17 protein-coding genes, 2 tRNA genes and 1 pseudogene are annotated in these 25,620 nt (G+C 44.1%); 19 read left to right on the forward strand and 1 reads right to left on the reverse strand.

Annotated elements, in window-relative coordinates; translation table 11 throughout:
- Positions 1-46: 46 nt before the first annotated feature.
- The 4 genes and pseudogenes from M9194_RS07850 to M9194_RS21820 form a co-directional block, all read left to right on the forward strand.
- Entirely contained in the window at positions 47-2,011 is a 1,965-nt protein-coding gene (locus M9194_RS07850; protein WP_250612071.1) for an ATP-binding protein, read from the forward strand.
- Between the two features lie 190 nt (positions 2,012-2,201).
- Positions 2,202-2,278: transfer RNA gene (locus tag M9194_RS07855), tRNA-Val, on the forward strand.
- A gap of 37 nt (positions 2,279-2,315) precedes the next feature.
- A tRNA-Val gene (locus tag M9194_RS07860) sits at positions 2,316-2,392 on the forward strand.
- A 129-nt stretch (positions 2,393-2,521) separates the two neighbouring features.
- Positions 2,522-2,632, forward strand: a pseudogene (locus tag M9194_RS21820) (IS982 family transposase); the annotation flags it as partial.
- A gap of 193 nt (positions 2,633-2,825) precedes the next feature.
- Here M9194_RS21820 and M9194_RS07865 read toward each other — a convergent pair.
- On the reverse strand, positions 2,826-4,316 hold the full coding sequence (locus M9194_RS07865) for a peptide MFS transporter (RefSeq protein WP_250612072.1): 1,491 nt from the start codon (positions 4,314-4,316) through the stop codon (positions 2,826-2,828).
- A gap of 1,040 nt (positions 4,317-5,356) precedes the next feature.
- Here M9194_RS07865 and tssB point away from each other — a divergent pair.
- The 15 genes from tssB to M9194_RS07940 all read left to right on the forward strand — a co-directional run bounded on the left by tssB (position 5,357) and on the right by M9194_RS07940 (position 25,588).
- A complete protein-coding gene (gene tssB, locus M9194_RS07870; protein ID WP_250612073.1) occupies positions 5,357-5,854 on the forward strand; it encodes a type VI secretion system contractile sheath small subunit in 498 nt (165 codons plus the stop codon).
- Between the two features lie 46 nt (positions 5,855-5,900).
- The gene (gene tssC, locus M9194_RS07875; protein WP_250612074.1) at positions 5,901-7,373 is read left to right on the forward strand and encodes a type VI secretion system contractile sheath large subunit; all 1,473 of its coding nucleotides are present in this window, start codon (positions 5,901-5,903) and stop codon (positions 7,371-7,373) included.
- A 5-nt stretch (positions 7,374-7,378) separates the two neighbouring features.
- Positions 7,379-7,816 carry a type VI secretion system baseplate subunit TssE gene (gene tssE / locus M9194_RS07880; protein ID WP_250612075.1) on the forward strand — a complete coding sequence of 146 codons (438 nt, stop codon included), beginning with the start codon at positions 7,379-7,381 and terminating at the stop codon, positions 7,814-7,816.
- Between the two features lie 2 nt (positions 7,817-7,818).
- Entirely contained in the window at positions 7,819-9,585 is a 1,767-nt protein-coding gene (tssF, locus tag M9194_RS07885) for a type VI secretion system baseplate subunit TssF (protein ID WP_250612076.1), read from the forward strand.
- Positions 9,549-10,598, forward strand: a complete 1,050-nt coding sequence (gene tssG / locus M9194_RS07890; protein WP_250612077.1) for a type VI secretion system baseplate subunit TssG — start codon at positions 9,549-9,551, stop codon at positions 10,596-10,598. Before tssF ends, tssG begins: the two co-directional genes overlap by 37 nt.
- 11 nt (positions 10,599-10,609) lie before the next feature.
- Positions 10,610-11,986, forward strand: a complete 1,377-nt coding sequence (tagH, locus tag M9194_RS07895; RefSeq protein ID WP_250612078.1) for a type VI secretion system-associated FHA domain protein TagH — start codon at positions 10,610-10,612, stop codon at positions 11,984-11,986.
- Position 11,987: 1 nt separating this feature from the next.
- Positions 11,988-12,497 carry a type VI secretion system lipoprotein TssJ gene (gene tssJ / locus M9194_RS07900; protein ID WP_250612079.1) on the forward strand — a complete coding sequence of 170 codons (510 nt, stop codon included), beginning with the start codon at positions 11,988-11,990 and terminating at the stop codon, positions 12,495-12,497.
- Positions 12,498-12,499: 2 nt separating this feature from the next.
- Positions 12,500-13,831: a type VI secretion system baseplate subunit TssK gene (gene tssK, locus M9194_RS07905; protein ID WP_250612080.1), complete on the forward strand. Its 1,332-nt coding sequence runs from the start codon at positions 12,500-12,502 to the stop codon at positions 13,829-13,831.
- Between the two features lie 3 nt (positions 13,832-13,834).
- Positions 13,835-14,629 (forward strand): type IVB secretion system protein IcmH/DotU, encoded by a 795-nt coding sequence (gene icmH, locus M9194_RS07910; RefSeq protein WP_250612081.1) that lies wholly within the window; start codon positions 13,835-13,837, stop codon positions 14,627-14,629.
- 9 nt (positions 14,630-14,638) lie between these two features.
- A complete protein-coding gene (gene tssH / locus M9194_RS07915; RefSeq protein ID WP_250612082.1) occupies positions 14,639-17,242 on the forward strand; it encodes a type VI secretion system ATPase TssH in 2,604 nt (867 codons plus the stop codon).
- A 5-nt stretch (positions 17,243-17,247) separates the two neighbouring features.
- Positions 17,248-18,816: a sigma-54 interaction domain-containing protein gene (locus M9194_RS07920; protein WP_250612083.1), complete on the forward strand. Its 1,569-nt coding sequence runs from the start codon at positions 17,248-17,250 to the stop codon at positions 18,814-18,816.
- Between the two features lie 2 nt (positions 18,817-18,818).
- Positions 18,819-19,526: a type VI secretion system-associated protein VasI gene (gene vasI, locus M9194_RS07925; RefSeq protein WP_250612084.1), complete on the forward strand. Its 708-nt coding sequence runs from the start codon at positions 18,819-18,821 to the stop codon at positions 19,524-19,526.
- A 9-nt stretch (positions 19,527-19,535) separates the two neighbouring features.
- The gene (gene tssA, locus M9194_RS07930) at positions 19,536-21,008 is read left to right on the forward strand and encodes a type VI secretion system protein TssA (RefSeq protein WP_250612085.1); all 1,473 of its coding nucleotides are present in this window, start codon (positions 19,536-19,538) and stop codon (positions 21,006-21,008) included.
- Between the two features lie 54 nt (positions 21,009-21,062).
- Complete coding sequence (tssM, locus tag M9194_RS07935; RefSeq protein ID WP_250612086.1) at positions 21,063-24,608, forward strand: type VI secretion system membrane subunit TssM; 3,546 nt, start codon at positions 21,063-21,065, stop codon at positions 24,606-24,608.
- A 92-nt stretch (positions 24,609-24,700) separates the two neighbouring features.
- Positions 24,701-25,588: a hypothetical protein gene (locus tag M9194_RS07940; protein ID WP_250612087.1), complete on the forward strand. Its 888-nt coding sequence runs from the start codon at positions 24,701-24,703 to the stop codon at positions 25,586-25,588.
- The last annotated feature ends 32 nt before the right edge of the window (positions 25,589-25,620 follow it).

Genomic DNA, 25,620 nt, shown 5'->3' on the forward strand with positions numbered 1-25,620 from the left:
AAATATTTGAAGGAAGAGATAATACTCCTGGGCAAAGGTAATATGAATGCTTAAATTGAAGCCGAGTTTCAAGAATGTCGCTGGTCAGAAAAGCCTTTCGTTTAGCCTATTGTCCTATATTCTGCTCTGCAGTAGTTTACTCGCTATCATCATTACTGCGATTCAATTACTGTGGGATTATCGTCAAGACGTTAGCCAAATCGAAAATAGCATAGACCAAATAGAAATCAGTTTTTTAGAGTCCATCGCCACGAGTTACTGGAATCTCGATCAGGCGCAAGTTGAAGTTCAGCTCGATGGAATCATGCGTTTGCCGAACATGCAGTATGTCGTGGTCAAAGAGATTTTAGGTGATGCACTTGTGCCACTGATTGAGCGGGGAGAGCTTAAGAAAAACTACGACATTAGTCGCGAGTTTGATTTAGTGTACCAAGGGCAAATGGTTGGAAAGCTCTTCGTTGCTGCAACCTTAGATGAAGTGTATGACAGAATTTTTAATAAGACTCTTCTCATCTTGGTCACTCAGGCCATCAAAACCTTTGTTGTTTCTATTGTTATCTTGTGGCTTATCTATGTGTTAGTTATACGCCATATCAACAAACTCGCCAATTACACCAAAAATATGGACCTCACTCCAGACGGTACACCACTGCTTCTAGACGGCAGAGTCCATTCTCCTAACTCTTCTGATGAACTCGACATTTTAACCAGCAGTATCAATGAAATGCGGGAAAAAATTATTGATGAGTTAGAGGCTAAAAAACAATCTAACGTGCAATTACAGCAAGAAAGGGATTTTTCAACCACTATCATAAAGACATCAAGCACTATCATTTGTTGCCTTAACGAAGACTTCACCATTTCGAGTATTAATCCTAGCGGGGAAAAAATCACCGGTTTAGATTCAAATAAGCTGTTAGGGAGAAATTGGCTGAACTTGTTTGCCAGAGACGATAATAAGCAAGGCATCGTTGACAAAATTCGTAGCAGCGGGAAAATTAAAGACCTCGAAATAGTGATGATGAGTCATGCTGGCCATTTATGCACTCTTATCTGGAACTTCATTCCCTTTCTACAAAATGATGAGCTTGAATATTACATAGGTTTTGGTTACGACGTCACGGATTTAAAAGAGGTCCAGGCGGAGTTCAAACTGTTGAACGAGCAGTTAGAACAAAAAGTCGCAGAACGCACTGCAAGTTTGGAACAAAGCAACGAGCAGTTGACCAATGCAGTGACAGAACTAAAACAAACTCAGGATATATTGGTTGAATCGGAAAAGATGGCCAGTTTAGGTGAACTGGTTGCTGGTGTCGCTCATGAAGTAAATACCCCACTTGGTGTGTGCGTAACGGCTTCCTCTTTCTTGAAAGAACAAACGGAGATATTTGAAGGCAAATATAAAGAAGAAACTTTGACCGAAAACGATCTTGTGGATTTTTTGGCGTGTATTAATGATTCATCCGATATTTTGTCCAACAGTTTAAACCGGGCATCTGAGCTGATTAAGAGCTTTAAGCAAGTGGCGGTGGATCAGTCAAGCGAGGCCAGTTACAACTTCAACATGGCTGAAAACCTAGGCCAAGTGATTGCTTCCTTACATCACAAAATCAAAAAGGCGAGCTGTGAGGTGATCATTGATTGTGAAAAGAGCCTCAACATTACAAGCTATCCGGGAAGCTTTGTGCAGATTTATTCCAACTTAATTATTAACTCTGTGATCCATGGTTTTGATGACTGGGATGGTGAAAAAAAGATTTTTATCTCAATTAAGAAACAAGACGACTACCTTTATATAGACTATAGAGATACCGGAAAGGGCTTAGATCCAGATATCGCTCACCGAATATTCGATCCTTTCGTGACGTCCAAAAGAGGGCTTGGAGGAAGTGGCTTAGGAACCCATGTTGTCTATAATTTAGTTGTGCAGCTACTAAAAGGTAAAATTGATTGTAATGCAGAGGTGAATCAAGGAGTCCAATTCAATATCGTGATTCCGTATACTGCCTAGTAGCATTGAAGCCTTATCTATTTCGTTGAAACTCGCAGCTGGACGTAACTTCGGGACACATTAGTTTTTGTACAAAAAGATCGAAAAAACGTCATTCAGGTGATATGTTCACCAGTTGGTTCATGAATCAATAAATTATACTTGCACCCACACAAAACAATCGTTAATATCCACCCCGTTCCCAAGGAATGCGTCCGTAGCTCAGTTGGTTAGAGCACCACCTTGACATGGTGGGGGTCGGTGATTCGAGTTCACTCGGACGCACCATTCCTGACTGCATAACAGTCACTAGAACACAAAATTTGGGTCCGTAGCTCAGTTGGTTAGAGTACTACCTTGACATGGTAGGGGTCGGCGATTCGAGTTCGCCCGGACCCACCAAATTTACAATAAAGCCCGCTTTACGCGGGCTTTATTGTTTCTGGCGATCGGATATAGAGTTACATAGCCTATCGATCCAATCGAGCGTCAGTTTTTACATCAATCGTTGCTCTGATTCCTGCATCTTAAAGTTACTACCTGATTCATGTATGCCGCAATCTGAAAGATTACTTTCTTGAGCTTTTAAGTTATACCCGGTTCCTTGGTGTGACGGCAATCGCGGTCGTGCCTATGTGTACTCTATGGGACAGAGCCTTGCTTAGATCTAACAGCTCAAAATTTTGAACTGTTAGAAAGCAACAATTTGGTGCTGGCTTAACCAGATCTCAGGCTGGTTAGTTTGGGCTTTCCCACGATATCACTCACTGTCAAAACTGAAATGATAAGAGGAAGCGTTTACGTTAGCCATTAACTTCCTCAAGGGTGTTGCAATTTATTTGACAGAGGGCACCTGACTATTGTTGATCAGACGGCGCAGAAGCGGGATCAGGATAGCCAGTACAACAGCCAGGGCGACCGCGCTCCATCCCAGGTGGCCAAACACAGTGCTGTAGCCGGGGTTGGTCTCAAGGACGGTCTGACCCGCAGTGTGTTGTGGCATTAGCCCTGAGAAGTAGGAGGAGAGTACGGAGGCAACCCCTGTCACCATCATCCAGCTTCCCATCATCAAGCCCTGGTAGCGGCTTGGAGCGAGACGACCAATCATAGCGTAGCCGATGGGAGAAATCAGTAGCTCACCAAAGGACTGCAGTACATAGCTCCAGGCGATCCAGGAGAAGGCTACCATGCCCGTCGGCCCTGCTAGGGAGATCCCCATAGGCAGCAGCAAAAAGCCTGCACCGATCAGCAACAAGGAGAGAGAGAACTGCAGCGGGATATCGATACACCAGCCGCGCTCACGTAGCTTGTTAAACAGAATCGTCATTAGCGGGCCACCAATGACGATCACTATGGTATTGATGTTCTGGATCCACTGAGGGGCGATGGTGATGCCCATCACATGGCGGTTAATGTTGTATTCGGCGAATAGCTCCAGTCCCATCGGCGCAAGCTGATAGAGGGACCAGAAAAGAAGCGAGCCCAGCGCAAGGATCAGATAGGCCGCCATGCGTTTTTTCTCATCCAGGGGTTTGTGGCGCACGGTCAGGAAAATTAAAAACAGCAGTACCAGGATCCCCAGGCTAATCACAAAGGAGTTACTGAAATTTGCATGCTGGAGCAAAGAGCGGATCACCGGAACCAGCCCGATCAAGATCAAGATGGAGATCCCAAAGCGGATACGGAATCCTGCCGATGACTGTTGGAGCAGGGGAGTGTCGGTATCAGCGATAACTTTCCAGCGAAGCAGAGCCAGTACTGTGGCGATTACATTACCAATGGCTGCAAACATGAACAGGGCATGGTAGTTCTCACTGAGCTGATAGTAACCGGCCACGGCAAATCCGATAAAGAATCCGAGATTCATCCCGGCGTAGTTCCAGATGAAAGCGGTTTCCCGGCGTGGGTCTTCAGGGGTAAAGCGCTGGGTCAGCATCATATTGATGCAGGTGACGTTCAGGCCGCTACCGGTGAGAAACATCCCCAGTCCCCAATAGAGGTTGGCCACCGTTCCGCTGGCGATCAGGGCACAACCGATCCCCTGGAGGATCATCCCAAAGACAAACAGATTTCGGTTACTGAGAAAACGTCCGCCGAGGCATCCTCCAAAGAGATGTAGCCCGTAGTTGAAAGCGCCGAAGACCCCCATGATCGCGGTGGCCTCTTTGGGGGTGAACCCGAGTTTTTTTGTGGTGTAGAGGACCAGGGTTGAATAAAGAACGGCGAACGCTAAGGTGGAAAAGATCTGAATAAAGAAAAGCGCTGCCGCGCCTCGAGGTATCCGATCCTGAAGAGGGAGGCGGTTTGCTGTTGAAGCTAAGGACATAGAAGTACTACCCGTTTCCTGTAATTAGTCAAATGAAAAGAAAAACTTGTTTGTTTTATATAGTGCTCTCGGATCAGCTTATGAATATAAATTGCAAATGCTATCTTGCTGTAAATTATCGGTATAAATTGCCTGAATATCCGAACACAATTTGCTCACTTTGCCCTGCTGGCCAATGGCGAGCATTTATCAATAACAACTCCTTGAACTAAAATCAATGTTCATTTTTTTGTTTGTCCTATTTTGGTAACGATAATCTAGGTATATAACAGTTAACACTGTATAAGTCTCTTAGAGTTAAAATCGATGTAATGGATACTCAATTTTTTTCGATTTTATTATTAACTCAGTTTTGTAATCTATGCTTTCACATATCAATCATTGAACACGTCTGACCATTAATTAGTCTTTTGATGATGAAAGTGTTATTACGCTATTGATAAACATCAATAATAACTCTGTTTAGTTTCTGCACTAAAAATGAGTTGAATATTAACCATATTTATCCTATTTGATATATTTAATACTACTGTTATATAGAAAAAACCGGCATAAATTCAATAGTTTTGGTTAAAAAATTTAACCAATTAAAGTGTTTATTATTTATCCAGGAAACCAGATTAATTGTAATGTGTGTAAGGGTTAAGGCTCTATATTGACTAAATTATCACTAAAGTCAGGAGGCTGAGATAGCCAACGCTCTCCTGGCTGGCGCAATGGATAACAGCATGTGAAGGTATTGATTTTTTTTATTTATTATATATCATTGTCGAAAATATATAAGAGCTGATCATTTTTTAATCAGTCAATAATAAAAACAAAAAAATAATATTAATTAAGCTAGGGAAAATATAACTTTCCGTAATTGAATAATATTTGTCCACATCATTAAATTTGTCAGTATTAATGATAGAAGAGACAAGAAAAGATTAGTTGCTAATAGTATTGCCTAAAATTTGGACACTGACCAAATATATCTAATCTACCTGGTCATGTAATCAAAAATTAACCAGGTATAATTGTAAACACGGAGAGATATAATGTCGAAAGAGGGCAGCGTAGCGCCTAAGGAACGTATTAATATTAAGTACGTTCCTAGTACCGGTGATGTACAGTCAGAAATTGAACTTCCACTAAAAACTTTGGTTGTCGGAGACTTTAAAGGGGGAGCTGAAGAAACACTTCTGGAAGAACGCAAAACCATGTCTATTGATAAGAATAACTTCGAATCAGTCATGCGTGAAAATAATTTAGGCGTTAAAACGGTAGTGAAAAACAAGCTTTCTCAAGAAGCCTCTGATCTATCTATAGACGTATCATTTAAGTCATTGCAAGATTTTTCCCCAGATTCGATTGCAAAACAAGTACCTGATCTAAAAAAGCTTATTGAGTTAAGAGAAGCGCTCGTCGCACTGAAAGGCCCGTTAGGAAATATTCCTGCGTTCCGTTCTCGTTTGCAGGAAATTGTTTCATCTGAAGAGTCACGCAAACAGTTGCTAGACGAACTGCAATTGGCGAGCAATGACTCAGATAGCTAATCAATCGATATTTATAGATCTAACTTAGGCTTCAGGTGGCTGGAAAATGACTGTACAACAGGCTGAAAAAATCACGAATGCAAACAGCGGAAGTTTACTCGACGAAATTATGGCGAACACTAGGATGGAACCTGGTGAAGAAGGCTATGACATCGCCAAAAAAGGCGTGACGGCGTTTATTGAAAATCTTCTTGGTAACGGTTCGGATATTGAACGAGTCAACAAAACGCTTGTTGATCAAATGCTGGTCGAGCTGGATAACAAGATAAGTGCCCAAATGGATGAAATTCTTCACAATGAAGAAATTCAAGAAATGGAGTCGGCATGGCGCGGCGTTAAAATGCTGGTCGAACGCACAGATTTCAACGAAAACAACAAAGTTGAACTGCTACACGTAACGAAAGAAGAGTTACTTGACGACTTTGAATTCGCTACGGAAACGTCGCAGTCGGGCCTATATAAACATGTATACTCGTCTGGTTACGGACAATTTGGTGGTGAGCCTGTCGGAGCGATAATTGCGAACTACGCTTTTACACCATCTGGTCCTGACATGAAGTTGCTTCAATATGCGAGCGCAGTTGGTGCAATGTCTCATGCTCCTTTTATCTCCGGAGTTGCGCCTGAGTTCTTTGGAATTGAGTCGTTTGAAGAGCTTCCAAATATTAAAGATATTAAGTCGATTTTCGAAAGCCCGCGTTACATCAAGTGGCGTCAACTAAGAGAATCGGATGACGCACGCTATTTGGGCTTAACTGCGCCTAGATTCTTGTTGCGTACACCGTATGACCCAATAGAAAACCCAGTAAAAACCTTTAACTATCGTGAGGACGTCAGTGAGTCGCACGAAAGTTACCTTTGGGGTAACACGGCGTTTGCTTTTGCAACGCGTTTAACCGATAGCTTCGCAAAGTACCGTTGGTGTCCAAACATTATAGGACCACAAAGTGGCGGCACAGTTGAAGGTCTACCCGTTCATTTATTTGAATCTATGGGCGAGTTACAAGCCAAAATTCCAACTGAAGTACTCATTACCGACCGTAAGGAATTTGAGTTGGCGGAAGAAGGGTTTATTGCTCTTACCATGAGAAAAGGCAGTGATAACGCCGCATTCTTCTCGGCTAACTCTGTACAAGCGCCAAAGCTTTTCCCAAATACCAAAGAAGGCCGTGAGGCAGAAACAAATTTCAAACTCGGTACACAGCTTCCTTACATGATGATCATCAATCGTCTCGCACACTATGTAAAAGTATTGCAGCGCGAACAAATTGGTGCATGGAAAGAGCGTCAGGATTTGGAACGTGAGTTGAACTCTTGGATCAAACAATTTGTTGCCGATCAAGAGAATCCGCCAGCGGATGTTCGTAGCTTGCGTCCTCTTCGCGCCGCCAAAATCGAAGTGCTAGAGGTAGAAGGTGATCCAGGCTGGTATCAAGTGGCCATGTCTGTTCGCCCACACTTCAAATATATGGGTGCGAACTTTGAGCTATCCTTGGTTGGTCGCCTAGATCAGGCATAACCTGCATGACGTACATTCCACTAGAGGATAGTGTGTATGGTGTCAGCCTCTTTGAGTCATTAGAGGCTGACAGTCCATCGAGATCCGTCATTAAAGGGCCAGAACCCCAACGAGTCGTCGATTCAATAAAGCGTAATATCTCTCAGTTACTCAATACTCGCAGTGGCGAGTCATTGAGTGCCCCTGAATTAGGCTTGATTGACTTTAACGATGCAACGTTGGGTTGTCATGATTTAGCGGTTCAAATCAAACTCGCCATACGACAATGTTTAGAGCGGTATGAACCTCGATTGAAAAACATCGATATTCGTTATACGCCTGACAGTGATAGTCCACTTAATTTGAGGTTTCAGATTAAGGCGAGTGTGAATACCCAAGCAATACATGACTCTGTTCAGATCGATTTGCTATTGGATAACAGCCGAAAATACAGAGTAGTTTGACTGTGTCACGAGAAAAATATTTCCGCGATGAGCTTGCTTTTTTGAAAGAGCAAGGTGTGGTTTTTACTGAAGCCCATCCGCAGCTCTCGAGATTTCTAAATGGACGTACTACGGACCCGGATGTTGAAAGGTTGTTGGAAGGCTTTGCTTTTCTGACAGCACGATTGCGCGAAAAAGTAGAAGATGAGTTTCCTGAGCTTACGCATTCACTGATAAACATGCTCTGGCCGAATTATCTCAGGCCAGTACCAAGTTTAAGCATTGTTCAGTTTACTCCTCACAAGACAGTGTTGAGTAATGGCCAAACCGTTGCGTCGCGAACCAATTTAGACAGCGAACCGGTTATGGATACAGTTTGCCATTTTCAGACCTGTCGTGATGTGGAAGTCTACCCCATTGTACAAACAGGCGTAGAGGCCAATCGCAGTCGAGAGTCCACGAGTATTGATGTTAATCTCAAAGTCCTTGGCGAGCAGAGTCTCGCTGATATAGAGCTCAAGAAACTGCAGTTTTATATTGGCGGACACACTTATAGTGCGCAGATGCTGTATCTGTGGCTCAATCATTATTTAGCTCGTATCGAACTCATATGTGGCAAGAAGCATTTAGCGATTCCTGCAAAGCACTTTAAAAGTGTTGGATTTGAAAGCGGCGATGGATTCATGCCATACCCGAAGAATGTGCACGAAGGGTATCGCGTTTTACAAGAATACCTCACGTTCCCCGAAGCATTTTTATTTGGAGAGGTGAATGGGCTTGATCGCTTTATCACGGCAGATATGGGAGAAGAGTTCTCGTTAAGGTTTCTGTTTACTAAAACTTTGCCGCCGGAAGTTCGGGTTAGGAAAGAGAGCTTTTCCTTATACTGCACACCGGTGATCAATTTGTTTCGTCACGATGTTGAGCCGATAGACCTGACTGGAAAAGGTTCAGAATATCGAGTATTACCGTCAAGCCGATACCCCACGCACTATGAGGTATTCAGTGTTGATCGCGTTGAAGGATGGCAAGAGGCCCATGCTGGCCGAGTTCGTGGCCAAAAACGAGTATATACGCCGTTTGAAAGCTTCCAACACGAGCTAGAACGAACCAACCATGGTCAATCGCTCTATTACCGCACCCGGGTAAAAGACAGCTCGAGAGGTGATGGCTTCGATCATTACATATCCTTTGTGCGTAGTGATGAAGTCTCAAGTATTGGTATTAGTGAAGCGATTTCAATACAAGCGACATGCACGAATAGACAACTGCCAGTTGAATTGGGTATTGGAGATATAAAGCATTCTACAGAAAACTCTCCTTCGTTCGTCGAGTTTGAAAATATCATTGAGCCGACTCAACCATTGCGTCCCAATATTGATGGTACTTTGCTATGGCGATTGATTTCTAATCTATCACTGAATTATTTATCGTTGCTATCGAAGGGCGCGCTGTGCTCTGTCATCCGTGCTTATGACTTCAGAGCTTTGGTAGATAAACATGCTGAACGAATTTCAAAACATCGTTTTGATGGGATTGTAAGCATTACCTCTAAACCCATTGAGAGAATTCTAAAAGGATTACCTGTACGCGGGCTTCAGTCGGAGATAGAACTCGATCAAAGTGCGTTTGGCTCTGAAGGTGATTTGTATCTATTTGGTTCGGTGCTTAGTCGTTTCTTTGCTTTATATGCCAGCATCAATTCGTTCCACGAACTGATCGTGATTAACAGTGCGAGTCGGGAAAAATATTCATGGGGAACACAAACTGGTCAACAGCCATTGATCTAGATGATCAAGCTGAACTACCCAACAACGAGACAGCACTTCCAAGCGCTTTGAAACCATTCGAATACTTGCAAAATAATGCTCGAAAGTATGATTTCTACCAGCTTGTTGAGTTGATACATGATTTAGCGGAAGCAGACCCGGGTAGTGAAGAGTGGGAAATGAACTGCCAACTGCTGTTTAGTGCAAATCCAAGCTTAGGCTTTGCTTCAAGTGATGTATCCAGTTTGCAGTCAATTTCAGCAGAGCGTCAGCAATTAGAAACCAATTTCTTGGGCTTAAATGGGGCGCATTCGCCATTGCCTGGATTCCTGCTTGACCAAATTGCAACGGAAAGCGAGAAGGGCTTGCGCCGTGCGTTTTTGGATTTCTTTAATAATAGGTTGCTGTCACTCGTCTATCGAATCTGGCGAAAGTATCGTTATTACATACGATACAAGCCGAACGCGAGCGATGATTTCTCCGATCAATTGTTTTCATTGGTTGGGTTAGCCGATAAAGATTTGCAGGGTAAGACGGCACTCAACAAAAGCAAAATGCTCGCGTATGCCGGTACATTGGCAGGTCGGAGCCGATCTCCACAGGTCGTTGCGGGGATCATTGCTCATTACTTTGACTTGCAACATGTATCAATTCGCCAGTGGGAGCTACGTACCGTTGCCATCGAAAATGATCAGCGAATGCAGTTAGGCATCAACAAATGTGAGTTGGGAGAAGATGTGACACTTGGCTCGAAAGTGGAGGATCGGTCGGGCAAGTTTGTCATAGAAATCAGCAATCTTACTTACAGTAGATTCAACGACTTTTTGCCAACTGGAAAGGAATACGAACCGTTTTGTAGGCTAGTGGAGTTTGTTTTACGTGAGCAGCTTGCTTATGACCTTGAGCTAGAGCTGAAGGAAGAAGAAGTCCCTGAAATGTGTATCAAACAACAATCGACGAATTCATTAGGCTGCTCCTCCTTTTTAGGCGGCCCTAGCTACAATCGCCGAGTGAAAATTCAAATTTGCCCATAGAGAATAAATGTATGCCAAATTTAGGAACATTAAGACTCACCATTACAAATAGCCAGAACCTGTTACCAGGAATCGAAGTACAAAAACAGTTTGATGAAGAAGGTGGGATGATTGGGTCCGAGCCATCCAGTTATTGGTACGTAAAGGACAACAAGAACCAAATTCACAATACTCATTGCCAAATATCAATTGTCGATGGCTTTTTCTGTTTGAGTGATAACAGCAATAAGACGTTCATTAATGGTGCGACGTTTGCGTTAGGGTGGGGGAAATTAGCCAAGCTTAACGACGGTGACACGATTTCTATTGGCTCATTAATGATAAGAGTGTCTATGCAACACGAGAATGACGATTCGGACCTGGACTTAGGGCAAGTCATCATTGAAGAAGATGACTTTGATTTGGATGAAGCGCTGTCTTTTTCGGCAAAAGAGAAAGAAGAAGAAGTGAATATTGAAGACCCAATAGCGGCGCTTAACCTACATAACCCAAGCGATGACCCCGATTCGTTGTTGTTGTCACCAGAAGAGAGTAAAGCACTCACATTAGAAAAAGATGTCGCCAACCCTGCCCAAGGTTCTGGCCATCAGCTAGTTAGTCAAGCCGATACAGAGAGAGAAATGTCTTCTGCGTTCGCGATTTCGTCATCCCAGTCTAATGGCTCTTCACACTCTGCAAGCAATATTCAGATAAATAACTACAAGGACAATCTAATGGATGAACAAGCGCTTGATTTACTAGAAGAGGAAATGCAAAGCGGTTTTTCTAATCAACCTGACAGTCAGTCGGTAGATAAGGGACATTTGGTTACAGGGCCGTTATTACGTGGCTTAGGAACTCAAACAACCAATCAAAACGACTTGGCTGCAATGCATCATCTGTCCGAAGAAATGGGGGCGTCGTTAAAGTCGGCCATTCAAGGTTTATTGGATCTGCACCAGCATGTTTCTGCAAGCCGTTATGGCGTGATGAACAAAAATTTACAGCCGATAGAAGACAACCCTTTGCGTCTGGGTATGAGCTACGAAGAGACAGTAAAGATGATGTTCGATGGTAACCCAAGTCCCGTTCATTTATCTGCTCCTGAAGCGATAGATGAAAGCTTAAAACTCATCAAGCATCATAATGAAGCGGTACAAAACGCAATTTCCACTGCTTTGAACCAAATACTGCAGGCATTTTCACCCGAGGTGTTGATGAGACGTTTTAATCGCTATCGACGTTCTAGCCAAGTTCAAACAGACACTGCGGAATCTTGGGCATGGGATATGTACCAGAACTACTACCAAGAACTGACCTCAAACCGCCAAAATGGTTTTGAGAAACTGTTTTGGGAAATCTTCGAACAGGCTTATGACAAAGATCTAAGACAACAGCAGGGGTCGTAAGGTGAAAATCAAACTCTCGACTCGCTGGTTTGTTTGGTTGTTTGCGGTCGCCACACTGTCTGGATGCAGCTCGTGGTTTCATTCTGACCCGCCGCCTGTTCCAGACCAAGATACAACGCCTAGCACGATGACGTTCAGTATGGTAACGACGAACACAATCAATCCAAATGCGAAGGGCAATGCCTCTCCAGTTGAGTTAAGAGTGTTTGAATTACAAGATGATTCGATGTTTACCTCAGCGTCTTATGATCAGCTTATCAATGACTTTAAACAAGCACTGAAAAGTAACTTCATTAAAGACTACGACTACGTGGTGTTGCCTAACCACTTTAAGTTCGTTGAGCCTTTAACGCTGAACAATGACACACGGTATATCGGTGTTATGGCCTTTTACTCAGACTCTGATCATAGCGAGTGGAAAAAAGTCGTCGAAGTGAAACCTTTTGGGCATGACTACCACATATTGATCTACTTAAACAACAATGATGTGACATTAGAAAGGGTACAGTAATTATGTCCGCTCACAATCGCATTGTATGGAACGAAGGGCTTTTTATTAAGCCTCAACATTTTCAACAGCAACAGCGCTATCTTGAACATCTTATCGATGAGCGAGTGAATTCGGTTGGCCACTACCTATACGGTTTGACAGAGTTATCACTCAATTTGGACCATTTGAGTTTCGGGCGCATATCGATTGAACGTGCCCGAGGAGTGATGCCAGATGGGTCGGTCTTTAATATTCCTCAAGAGGACTTGGTGCAAAATGCTTTGGACATTGTTGACAATACCCAAGCCAACCAAATTGTATACCTTGCCATTCCTTTACGCAGTGACTCGATAAGAGAAATCGGCTGGTCGGAAGAGGAAACCAGCCGTTATAAAGCGATTCGGCATGAGGCTCGTGACGTTCATTCACGGCAAGGAGACTCGTGCATGATCGACGTAAGTCCAGCACAACTTCGCCTTGTACTTGAGCAAGAAGACCGCAGTGCTTACGCATACATTGCTATCGCACGAATAGTTGAAAAACGTCCTGGTGGTAGCTTGGTATTGGACGACAGTTTTATTCCATGTCATCTAAACATACATTCCGTACCCATGCTGAAGCAGTTTGTGAGTGAAATTGCGGGTTTAATGCGAGAGCGTGCAAAAAACATCGCCCAAAGAATCGATTCTCCAAATCAAAGTGGGGTGGCCGATGTTGCTGATTTCATGTTGCTTCAATCGCTAAACAAAATGCAACCTAGATTGTTGCATATGGCGAACTGTCGCAGTGTACACCCAGAAAGCTTATACCGAGAATTAATATCAATCTGTGGAGAGCTGGCTACGTTTACTGATGAAAGCCGCGTCTCTGCGGAATTTACTAGTTACGATCATGAATTACCGCATCGGTGCTTTACTCCGGTAATCAGTATGTTGCGTCAGTCGTTAAGTATTGTTTTGGAGCCGAAAGCGGTATCAATACAACTTCATCAACGGAAATATGGCCTCATTGTTGCGCCGATTCAGGATCCTCAGCTGATTCAAGAGGGCGAGTTTATTTTGGCAGTACGGGCACGAATGCCATTGGAAGAGCTGCGTAAGCTTTTTGTACAACAAACCAAGATTGCCTCCGTAGAAAAAATTCGAGATCTTATTTCGCTACAACTGCCAGGTATTCCATTGAATACTTTGCCAGTTGCACCTAGACAGCTTCCCTATCACGCAGGGTATACCTACTTCCAGTTAGATAAGACCAGTCAGGCTTGGAATATGGTCGCGAACTCTAGTGGTTTTGCTTTCCATGTAGCCGGTGAATTCCAGGATATCGATTTGCAATTCTGGGCAATTAGGAGCTAAGCGATGGCAGCGACACTAGACAGTTCAGCAGGTGGGCAAGGTGCTCATTACGACAATATATTGTTTGAAAATGCAGAGAATATTAACCAAGACCAAGATTTTTGGTTTCAACTGCGTGGCCATAACAACAACCCATTTATTGATGCTGCCACCCCTTTATTAGGCGTGACGCTGAGGATCCGGAATCTGACCGTTTGCGATAACGTGAGCAGCGTCTATCAACAAATCGTAGAAGAAATCAGAGGGATTGAAGTTGAGCTAAATGAAGCGGGTGTTGATAGAGCTGAGCTCTTAGCCTATCGGTATGTCCTGTGCTCATTTATTGATGAAGCCGTCATGAGCACACCATGGGGAGCGGATGGGATTTGGGCTGAGTGCTCATTGCTTACCAAATTTCACAATGAAACCTGGGGGGGTGAAAAGGTCTTCTCAATCCTGGCTCGATTAGAGTCTGATGCTGAGAAGTATAAGGCTCTGCTGAACTTCATCTTTCTCTGTCTAACGTTAGGTTTCGAAGGACGATACAAAGTCATGAATAATGGCAAGGAAGCGTTCGAAAAAGTCGTGCTCAATTTACATCAAACGTTAGAACGTCTAAACGGCAACGAACCGGATTCGCTAACCAATGCAAAACAGAACGTGGTGCCAACAGAATTGAAGCTGCCTAAACAATGGTCTGCATGGTCAGTGTTATCTGGATTTTCGGCGGTATTAGTCGTGATTTTCGCTTGTTATTTTGTCGTACTGCACGATACATCCGTTGATGTATTAAACCAGTTAAATCAATTGATTAAGTAGGATTGGGTTGTGATTAGAATAGAAATTTCAGTACTAATAGACAAATTAAATTCGCAAACAAAACTGGCATTAGAGCAGGCAGCGGCTTTGTGTGTTAGCCGAGAAAACAGTGAAGTAACGTTTGATCATTTCTTATACAACTTGCTTGATAACCCATTGTCGGATGTAAGAGAAATCTTAAGGCACAGCCAAATAGACAGCGAGCAGATTAAGCAAATTAATAGCACTACATTGCCTAACGATAAGGGATTCGATACTTACCCGGTATTTTCCCCACTCCTTATCGAGCTTATGCAGGATGCGTGGCTTTTAGCAACTACTGAATTTAATCACTCCGAACTGCGATCAGGCATTATTTTTCTCGCGGCGCTTCTGCGAGTTGAACGCTACATTAAACCAGGCCTGGCATCGGAGCTTGACGCAATAAATCGTGAATCAGTCCGCAAACACTTTACTCGCTTTGTCGCAGACTCATCAGAAACAGTGCGAGAAGAGTCTGAGCAGCGGAACAAAAGCCTTAAACCAAACGCGAATACTGCACTCGATAAATACTGCAGCAATGTCACCGGTCAAGCCCGAGATGGCAAGTTAGACCCAGTTTTATGTCGAGATGACGAAATCAATTTGATGATTGATATTTTATGCCGACGCCGAAAAAACAATCCAATTGTAGTGGGGGATGCAGGTGTTGGTAAAAGCGCGGTCGTGGAAGGGCTGGCGTTACGTATTGTGGAAGGCAGTGTGCCAGACAGACTAAAGTCAGTTGAACTTTGGTCACTCGACTTAGGGCTCATGCAGGCGGGCGCATCTGTCAAAGGGGAATTCGAGAAGCGATTGAAATCCATTCTGCAAGAGGTGAAGGAAGCGCCAATTCCGATCATATTGTTTATCGATGAAGCGCATACCTTGATTGGCGCAGGTAACCAAGAAGGCAGTGGTGATGCGGCTAATCTACTGAAGCCAGCGCTAGCGCGCGGTGAATTATGTACTGTAGCGGCAACGACTTGGAAAGAATACAAAAAGTATTTTGAAAAAGATCCTGCACTCACTCGTCGATTCCAATTAGTCAAACTAGATGAACCGACCACAGAGCAAACCGTTGATATCATGCGAGGCTTGCACTCTGTTTATGAGAAAGCACATGGTGTATTGATAAGTGACGATGCGCTACGTGCCGCAGCAGAGTTATCTGCTCGTTATGTCTCAGGTAGACAGCTACCAGACAAAGCCATTGATGTGTTAGATACGGCGTGCGCGCGCATTGCCATCAACTTAACCGCGCCCCCTCGACGTATTTCGGCCATTGAAAGTCAGTGCCATCAACGAAAACTGGAATTGGATTTGCTCGAGCGTAAACAAACGCTTGGTCTGGATTATGACATTGAGCGGCTAAACGAATTAATGAGCCAAGACCTGCAAGATCAAGCTGATAAACAGCAGCTTTACTCTGATTGGCAAGCGCAAAAGAGCATGGTTGAGCAATTGATAGACGTTAGACGTTCATTGCTAGAACTCAACACAGATACCAGTGATCTTGAGTCAGCGCTTGCATTGAAAGAGCAATCTAAAGTATTGCAAGAAAAACTGGAAGCGATTCCAAGCAACGAAGCTCTGATACACCCTGAAGTCAATGCACAACAAATAGCCAGTGTGATAGCTGATTGGACAGGTGTTCCTGTTAACCAAATGAATACGGACGAGCTCAGTAAGCTTATTTCACTGCCAAACATACTTGCAGAATCCATTAAAGGCCAAGATGTTGCAATCGAACGTATACATCGGCATTTGTTGACCGCTCGCGCGGATTTACGTCGCTCTGGTCGACCAAAAGGTGCATTTCTACTTGTTGGTCCAAGTGGTGTGGGTAAAACAGAAACTGTGGTGCAGCTGGCTGAGCAGTTATATGGTGGCAAGCAATTTCTTACCACGATCAACATGTCGGAATATCAAGAGAAGCATACCGTTTCTCGCTTGATTGGTTCACCACCGGGCTATGTCGGGTTTGGTGAAGGTGGCGTATTGACCGAAGCGATTCGCAAAATGCCTTATTCTGTAGTGCTGCTTGATGAAGTAGAAAAAGCCCATCCTGAAGTGCTGAACTTGTTTTATCAAGCCTTTGATAAAGGAGAGCTGGCCGATGGCGAGGGAAGGTTGATCGACTGTCAGAATATTGTGTTTTTTTTGACATCCAATCTCGGTTATCAAACCATTGTTGAGAATGCAGCGACCCCTAGTGAACTAGAAGAGAGGCTCTACCCTGATCTTGCCGCTTTCTTTAAACCTGCGCTGCTCGCTCGCATGGAAGTCGTGCCTTATTTGCCTCTGGGCCCAGAGGTTTTACAAGAGATCGTGCTAGCCAAGTTGACCAAGCTGCAATCGTTGATGGCTGAACGCTACAAAGCACAAGTGCACATTGAAGACTGCTTAACGCAAGAGATTTTGCTTCGTGCTACTCGGTCTGAAAATGGCGCACGAATGTTAGAGGCGATTATTGAAGGCCAAGTGCTACCACCAGTTTCATTAGCTCTATTGGATAAACTCGCGCACCAACAGTCATTCTCGTCCATTCGCCTAACGATGCGAGATGGCGAGTTTGTTGGCGAAGTGGAGTAGGAGCCGTGAAGCAGTGGCTAGAATTAGCGTCAGAACTTGTCAGCTATAGAGAGCAGCATAAGCTGACGGCTTTCTACTTACAGGCGATCGAGCAACATTGGCAACTGTCTTGTTGTTATTTACTTCATCCCTCGCCTGATGGTAGGCATCTAACCACTCGAGGTAACGAGAATCACGATGATGGCTTACAGTTAGAGTGGAGTGTTGATGATTTCGACCAGCCTTTTGCCCATGTCGTTCAACAAGCTAAGTTGATGCTTATCAGTCAAACGCAGTTGGCTTTTTGGCAACAAAACCAGAGCTTCATTACCTTTTCATCACAAGTGAAGAGAAATGAGAGCCTGCTGATCTTACCCTTGCTAGACGGTGCAAATCATGTGAAATCTATGGTTGTCGTTATCGGCGAGCAAACAAGGGTAGGTCACTTACTGAGTGATGAGTATTGGCAGCAATTTGCGGATATGTACCTTTCCCATAGGCTGTTGCTCCAAGATATTAAAAGCCAGCATGAGCAAAAGCAGGTGTTGAATGAATCGCTGTCACGCCTCATGTTGCAACGCAATGAACAATGCAATGGTTTCGATCTGTCACAGCACTTGCTAGGAGCAAGTACTGCTATGGAGCAGTTAAGAGACCAAATAGCCGTGGCCGCCAAATCCAATCTTACGGTGTTAATCCAAGGGGAAACAGGGGTTGGCAAAGAACTCGTGGCCAAAGCCGTTCATGCACTGTCAGACAAACACAGTGAGCCGTTTGTTGTCATTAACTGTGCAGCGATACCTGAAAACTTATTAGAAAGCGAGTTGTTTGGTTATGAGAAAGGGGCATTTACTGGTGCCTTGAAATCGCGGACAGGTTTGATCGCCCAAGCTGATGGAGGGACGTTGTTCCTAGATGAAATGGGGGAATTGCCCATTGCATTGCAAGCCAAGCTATTGCGGGTATTGGAAACCTATCAATATCGTCCTTTGGGATCAAACCAAGAACGATCGTCACGTTTTCGTTTGATAGCGGCAACCCATGTGAATTTGCGCCAAAGTGTTGACGAAGGCAGCTTTAGGTTGGACTTGTATTACCGGTTATATCAGTACCCCTTGTTCGTCCCTAACCTGCAAAGCAGAGCTCAAGATATCGAGCTGCTTTCTAGTTATTTTATCGATCAGTATAACGCTCGTGAGAGTCGCAATGTCGCTGGATTGTCGAAGGATGTACTCGACGTTCTGAAAACCTATGACTATCCGGGCAATGTACGAGAGTTACGTTCGCTTGTCGAATTTGCTTGTGTTCAGACGCCTGACACTAAATACGTTCAACTAGAATGCCTACCCGCTGACAAGCAAAACACCGCTAGTTCGCAGGGTGCTGAAGGGGAGTTCAAGTTTGGTAGCAGGACACGTGAGCAAAAAGAGCGAGCAGGAATTTCGGATCTTAAGCTCGCTCTAGAAGCGTATGAAAAGCAAATCATTGTCGAGAGACTTCGAAAATACAATGGACATCGAGCCAAAACAGCAGAAAGCCTTGGACTGCCAAAGCGGACGTTAGCACACAAATGTCAAAAGTTGGAGATCCAATAGAAATGAAAAAGGCGGTATGGATAGCGGTTAGTTTGGTTGCGGCTAGTACCAGTGTATCGGCCTGGGCAGTCAATGATTCCCCACAACGCTTGTTAGAACAAAACCAATGGGCCCAAGCCCAGGTGTGCCGGAAGATAAATAACAATTTAGGCCGATTAGCTTGCTTTGATAAAACGTTTGATACGCCGGTTAAGGTGGGCCTCAATGATGAGAACCTGCCAGCCAAACCAAAGTCTTGGCAGTGGGCGATGCAAAGTGAACATCGACGTAACCCTAGTGAACCTGGCTCGAAGGAGTTTTTACTCAATAAACAAAACACTCCGGGTTTAGGCATGCATATTTGGTTAACCGCGCCGGCGATAAATAGTCGATATAACACTCATAACCATAAGCAGCCTCCTGTTCTTATGCTTAGCTGCGTTGAAAACATCAGCCGTGTGGAGTTGGTTTTCCCTACACCGATGAAAGAAAATCGTATTAGTGTCACGGTACCCAATTCACCCGTGGTGACTCAACAATGGCAAAGTGATAGCAGTGGCTACATATTGCGTTCGGGCCGGGGACTATCGGCGGTCAGGATCATGAAATCCATTTTATCCTCATCACAGCTAACGTTGAGGTCAGACGTTGAGGCAGTTAATGGGCTGACCTTTGATACTGAGCATTTATCGAAACTGATAAAACCAATGCGAAGTGCATGTAGTTGGTAGGAACAAGCAATGATGACAATAACTAACTATCGAGATCAGTTACGTAAACCTATATCAGAGAACGCCCCAGCTGGCGAGCGAATTACCGACGATCCAGAATTAGACTTTATTGAAACGCAGATGATGAAAGTGGGTTCTCTGTCCCATGCTGAAGTGTTGTGGCAAGAAGTAGAGGAGAAAACCGTCTCACTACTATCTGAACAAACTAAAGACATCAAGCTACTTACGGTCCTACTTCAATGTCTGCAGTATCAAGCGATGCCTGAACGTTTTTCGTTGTCACTGGCTGTCTTTGTTGACTTCCTTGAGCTGTATTGGGAGGTGGCATATCCAATCCCCGGAAATAGAGGGTTGAACCACAGAAAGAAATTTTTTTCACAGATTTGTCAGCGTACGTCCAAAGCCGCTGAGAAACTTGACGGTTCACTGTTTAATGCAGAGTTAAAAGAGCAAGTTGAAACAGAATTAACCAACTTAAGTCATGTCGCGACCAAATATCAATTAGATCAAGACTTGGTCGACGATATCGGCGCAAAAACTCATCGCCAGTTGGCTCAGATAAGAGAAGAGGAAAAAAGGCAAGAGCTCGGTGAAGAATTTGAGCCGAAGTCTGACCAAGAGCCTACACGCGAGTCCGTGACTGATGCAGTTCACTCTAAACCGAGAGTCGCGAGTACCCCACCACCCACCAAATTAGATATAGACGGAAGCAATGACCGTTCGATACGCACGTCGTTATTGAAGATGGCCGACTATCTATCGGAAATGGGTGGAGAGGGGACAGCGTTAAGTATTCGGCTCAGAAGGTTCGCGGTTTGGTTTTCTATTTCAAGCTTACCTGAGGCCAATAACAACAACGAAACACAGTTAATGTCGGTATCAACAGACAGAATCAGTGAGTATGAAGAGCAGCTGCAAAGAGGGGCTGATTTGACATTATGGAAAAGGGTAGAGCAGAGCTTGACCGTGTCACCCTTTTGGTTGGATGGCCATCATCTCAGCTACAGAATTGCAAAGCAGTTGAATCAGCACGACTGGGCCAACAATATTCGAGATGAGCTATCGCGTTTCGTTGCGCGATTACCGGAATTAACTCAATACACCTTTAAAGGTGGCGTTCCATTTACCAGTGCCAGTACATTGAAATGGTTAAAAGAAGAGCAAGCTGCTTTATCACAAGACGCTCAGCAGGTGGGTAGTTGGTCTGAGAAACGTAGCGAAGCTTTGCAACTTGTTAGCGACGAAGGCTTACCCGCGGCAATGGCAATGGTTAATGATGGCTTAAGCCATGCGTCTGAGCCACGCGACAGCTTTTATTGGCGCTTGATCTCCGCTGACTTAATGCAAGCGAACCAGCTAGAAGCGATTGCGCAGCAACAATATCAAACCTTGTATTCACAGGTAAAGAAGGTATCCGTTATCGACTGGGAGCCATCGTTACTTGAACAGTTAGAACACAATCTAGTGAATTCCCCCGACTAAACCACGAATCTCACTCGTTTATTAACGTAGATTCATCGCAGGACAATTAAAGAAATGTGGAATATATCTTTAACCTTTCTTAAATGGTTACAACCTAGGATTAAGGCCTCGGTTCCAGTGCTGATTGGCATTACCTTCATATTGGTCAATGTGGCCATCTGGTGGGCTGGTCCTTGGCTTAAAGTCAAAGGTATCACGCCTTTGACTAGCCTTACATCTCGTGCCGTCACGAGTGTGATCTTTTCATTGAGTTGCTTCACCGTTTGGGGTGCCTTGCAATGGCGTAAGGTACACAAAATAAACCAAGAAAACGCCAAACAATCTGAGTTAGAAAATGACCCAGCGCTTGGCTATGTAGAAACTCAGGAAGCTGAGCTGAATGACGTCATTCACGAAATGAAAGCCAGCCTGGACAACGATAACTACCTTTACACCTTACCGTGGTATTTGGTTCTGGGTCTTGAAGAGTCTGGCAAAACCAGTCTTATTAACCGTTCAGGACAAAATTATGTGTTCACTTCGGTGAGGCGAGCGTCGGGAAAAATCAGCAAGAACCCCCATAGCTTTGACTGGTGGGTCGGTGACGATTCAGTATTGATAGATCCTGATGGAGAATTGCTCACGCAGAGACAGCATACGCAAGGAGAAAATGGCGAAGTTGAACGTCGTCTATGGCAACATTTTGTCGGCTGGCTAGGTAAAACGAGAAAGCGTAAGCCACTGAATGGAGTTGTGCTGGCGGTGGATTTTGCGCATCTCCTCAACGCTGATGTCGCTGAAAGGCAAGCTTACTCAAGCTTGATTCGTGCCAGATTAAGTGAATTAACCGACGCATTGTCTGTCAAGTTGCCTATCTACATTGCTTTCACTAAGCTTGATTTGCTTTATGGCTTTGAGCCATTGTTCCGATATTTTAATCGAGAGCAGCGTCAACAAGCACTGGGCTTTACTTTCACCTTAGATCCAGTACGAGAGTCAGACAGTTGGTTGGTTGAATTTGAACAAAATTACTCTCAGTTTGTGCAAAGGTTAAATGACATGCTACCAGTGACGCTAAAGCATGTATCGAACGCTGAAGAGCGAGCTGGAATATACAGCTTCTCGCGTCAGATAGCGGGCATGCAAAGTGTACTGAAGAAGTTTTTGTCCGACGCTCTCGTGAGTGATCAGTTTGACCATAATACGCTAGTTCGTGGGGCTTATTTCACTTCTGTCTACCAGCAAGGTGTGCCGACGGACGCGTTCGTGAATGCTGCGGCCCGCAGGTATAACTTATCTGAATCCGTGCACAGTGCCCAACAATCTAATAACTCTACGACCTTTTTTGTAAAAGAGTTATTTGAGGAGATTATTTATCCTGAAGCAGGCTTAGCGACGGACAATTCAAAAGCCGCTGAGCAAAAGAAAAAAGTTCTGGCGTTGTCATTTCTGGCCTGTGCGATAGGCTCTGCGTTAATTATTGGTAGTTGGCAGAAAGATTACGAGAAGAACCTAGCAAAAGAAAACGACATACTTGAGCACATCAGTGAATACAACAATGAGGTGACGGACGACAGCATTCTTCAGTCCGAGCTTTCCATGCTGGTGCCTTTGGAAACCATGCGCAGTGCGGTTTTAGATTATGGGGATTTCAAAGAAAAACCGAAGTTTGTCACCGACATGGGCCTGTATCAAGGCCGTACAGTCGGTCCTGCCGTACAAAAAGCGTATCTTGACTTGCTAGATTATCACTTTATTCCAGCACTGATGCGCCAGTTAGCCGTGGACTTGTCTTTGGCAAAAACGCAAGAAGAGAAGCTCGATACTTTACGAGTATTCCGTATGTTAACTGATAAAAGTGGTCGGCAAAATCAAGTGGTAGAGAATTATTTTGATCAAGTATGGCAGAAGGAGTTCCCGACTAATCTAAGTGCAAGAGAGCAGTTACAATCGCAGCTTAGCTATGCGTTAAACAACACTGACTTACAAGCCAAAAAAGATGCAGGAGATCCAAAAGCAGTTAACGTTCTTCAACCGTTTCATGGGCTTATTCAACAAACACAACAATCCCTGGGTTCTATTTCCGTTGCAGATAGGGTATATCGCCACTTACAGAAAAAAGCGAATGCCGAAATGGGCATGCCACTGGATGTAAAAACGGCTATTGGTCCGGTGTTTGATCTAGTGTTTAACGAACGTGAGGTGGGTGCGAACGGTTTACATGTTCCGCTGCTCTATACCGCTCTAGGTTTCAACAGCTATTTCTTAACCCAATCTGGTGCAATTTCTAAGTTAGCTTCTGTTGACAGTTGGGTGCTTGGTCAAAGCAACAATGGGCAACTTAGCCAACAAGATAAGCAAGCATTACGTGACAAGATCCGCGATTTGTATGTCGAAGACTACACCAACAAATGGCGAACGGTTATTAACGATATTAATATCAAATACTTCCCTGATTTAGATAGTGCTGTAAGTGTGCTAAGTAGTTTGATTGGCCCACAGCAGCCATTGCTACGTTTGCTCAACACCTTGAGCTTAAATACTCGTCTGTTCCCGGATTTACCCAAAAACAGTCAAGCGAGAATGGTTCTAATGCAGTCACCGCAATATAAAATAGCGTCAATGATCGCTTTGCCGTTTACCAATCTGGACTCTATGACAGCGAAGCAGAATAAACAACCTGCTTATATTACGGAAGTGATGAAGTCTGTTGCACAGGTTTACAATTATCTTAAAGCGATTCAAGATGCTCCAGATGTTGGAAAAGCAGCACTTGCTGCCGCAAAAGCTCGGGTTCAGCTTAAGAGTACCGATCCCATTTATACGTTACAACGCATTGCTTCTGGTTTGCCTGCCCCACTAAATACTATGATGAAAAGGATCGCGGATCAGAGTTGGTTTGTCGTAAAACAAACCGCGTTGAACTATTTACAAAGTCGTTGGCAAAGCCAAGTTTACAGTGTGTTTGAAAAGCAATTGGCATCACGTTATCCGTTCAACCCACATTCGGATAAAGACGTTTCGCTCAAAGACTTTGAAAACTTCTTTGCCCCGAATGGCACGCTTGAAAACTTTTATAACAGTCAACTAAAAGTATTTGTCGACGCTGGCGTCCCTCTGAGTCTTAACCCAGAGCCAGGAAGTGTACTCAATAAAACCGTAGCCCAAGAGTTTGCTGCCGCGAAGGAGATCCAATCTGCCTTTTTTGATCGCAAAGGTAACCTAGATGTGGAGTTTTCGATCAAACCGATTGAGTTAAGTGCAAATCAACGTCGAAGCGTGCTAAATGTTGATGGGCAGTACGTGGAATTTAGCCATGGCCCAAGACGATCAGTGGATTTGATTTGGCCCAATACATTGCGTGCCGGAACAACATCTTCTTTATCACTTGTCCCAGATGATATCGATCAATCACCACGAGGATACTCGATTCATGGTCCGTGGGCGTTCTTTAGATTGCTTGATCAAGGAACCATAGTCGGCTCAAGTTCTTCTACCGTCGACTATCAATTTAACGCAAACAAAGGGGAAGTAGAGTACAGAATCACTTCTGACTCTGACGCCAATCCTTTTACTGATTCTATATTAAAAACGTTTACCTTATCTAAGCATCTGTCTTGATGCAGTAATGAATTCAAATTTCCTGTGCGGACGAACCGATATCCAAGTCATTTGGGTATCGGTTCGCAGGGACAAAAACTCTAGGGTTAATCATGCCGAATATTAATGAGTTATTAAAACAAGATCCTATTAAGACACTAAGAAAATATCCAATAATTCAAAGCCACCCCGTACCGGAAACAGGCGTAAGGAAATTATACTTCAAGTACCGAGAAGACCACTTTATGTATAAAAAAGAGGATTCTAGTCCCTCTGCTTCCCCTTGGTACTGGTTAAATTGGGAGCCACAAAATATCACCAAACTCACCCTAGGCAATGAATGTGACTTTTTCATCACAGCTCAACTTGCTGGCTGCCGAGTGATAATCAATTCCAATTTTAATATGAGATGGCCGACCGTTTACCACGTTGCTGGTGATGGGGAGATTCAATCGTTTGAAAGGAAATTGATGAAGAAGCGTACGGAATCTTGTGCGGCCCACACATGGAGGGAACAGGTCTCAGAGCAACGCAATATTATAGATTTTGGGGCAGTAAGAAAAATCACTTCTACAGTATATGACTCCACCGAACACACGTATACGTATAAAGGTGAAGGAATGAATATTATCGGTGTTCGAAGAAACCACATATGGCGTTTTTACTTTCAAAAGTTACGTTATGTCGGGTATGATTTTTTGGTTGATTATGTGGGAGAAATTGATATGAGTCGAAGGGGCGAAGTACTGCGCGCTCCAAGGAACTATACGGTAGAAGGAATGGATTCGGCATTGACAGGTGATCAAATCCGGTGCCTCATTGCAATTATCGAACGATTGTTATCATCGGGGTCTACAAGACATAGAAAGTTCGGATCTGGGCGAAAAGAAGGCGCGTTTCGCGAACTGCTTTCATCTATAAAGCAATATAGACAAAACGTGACCAAGTCGGTGGCCAGTGAAACACTTAGAATTATCTGTAGAAGTTCAGACTTGATCTAACAGTTACCAGTTTTATACAGGTGCCCTGTTAG

Source organism: Vibrio sinus, from assembly GCF_023634645.1.
Classification (GTDB): domain Bacteria; phylum Pseudomonadota; class Gammaproteobacteria; order Enterobacterales; family Vibrionaceae; genus Vibrio; species Vibrio sinus.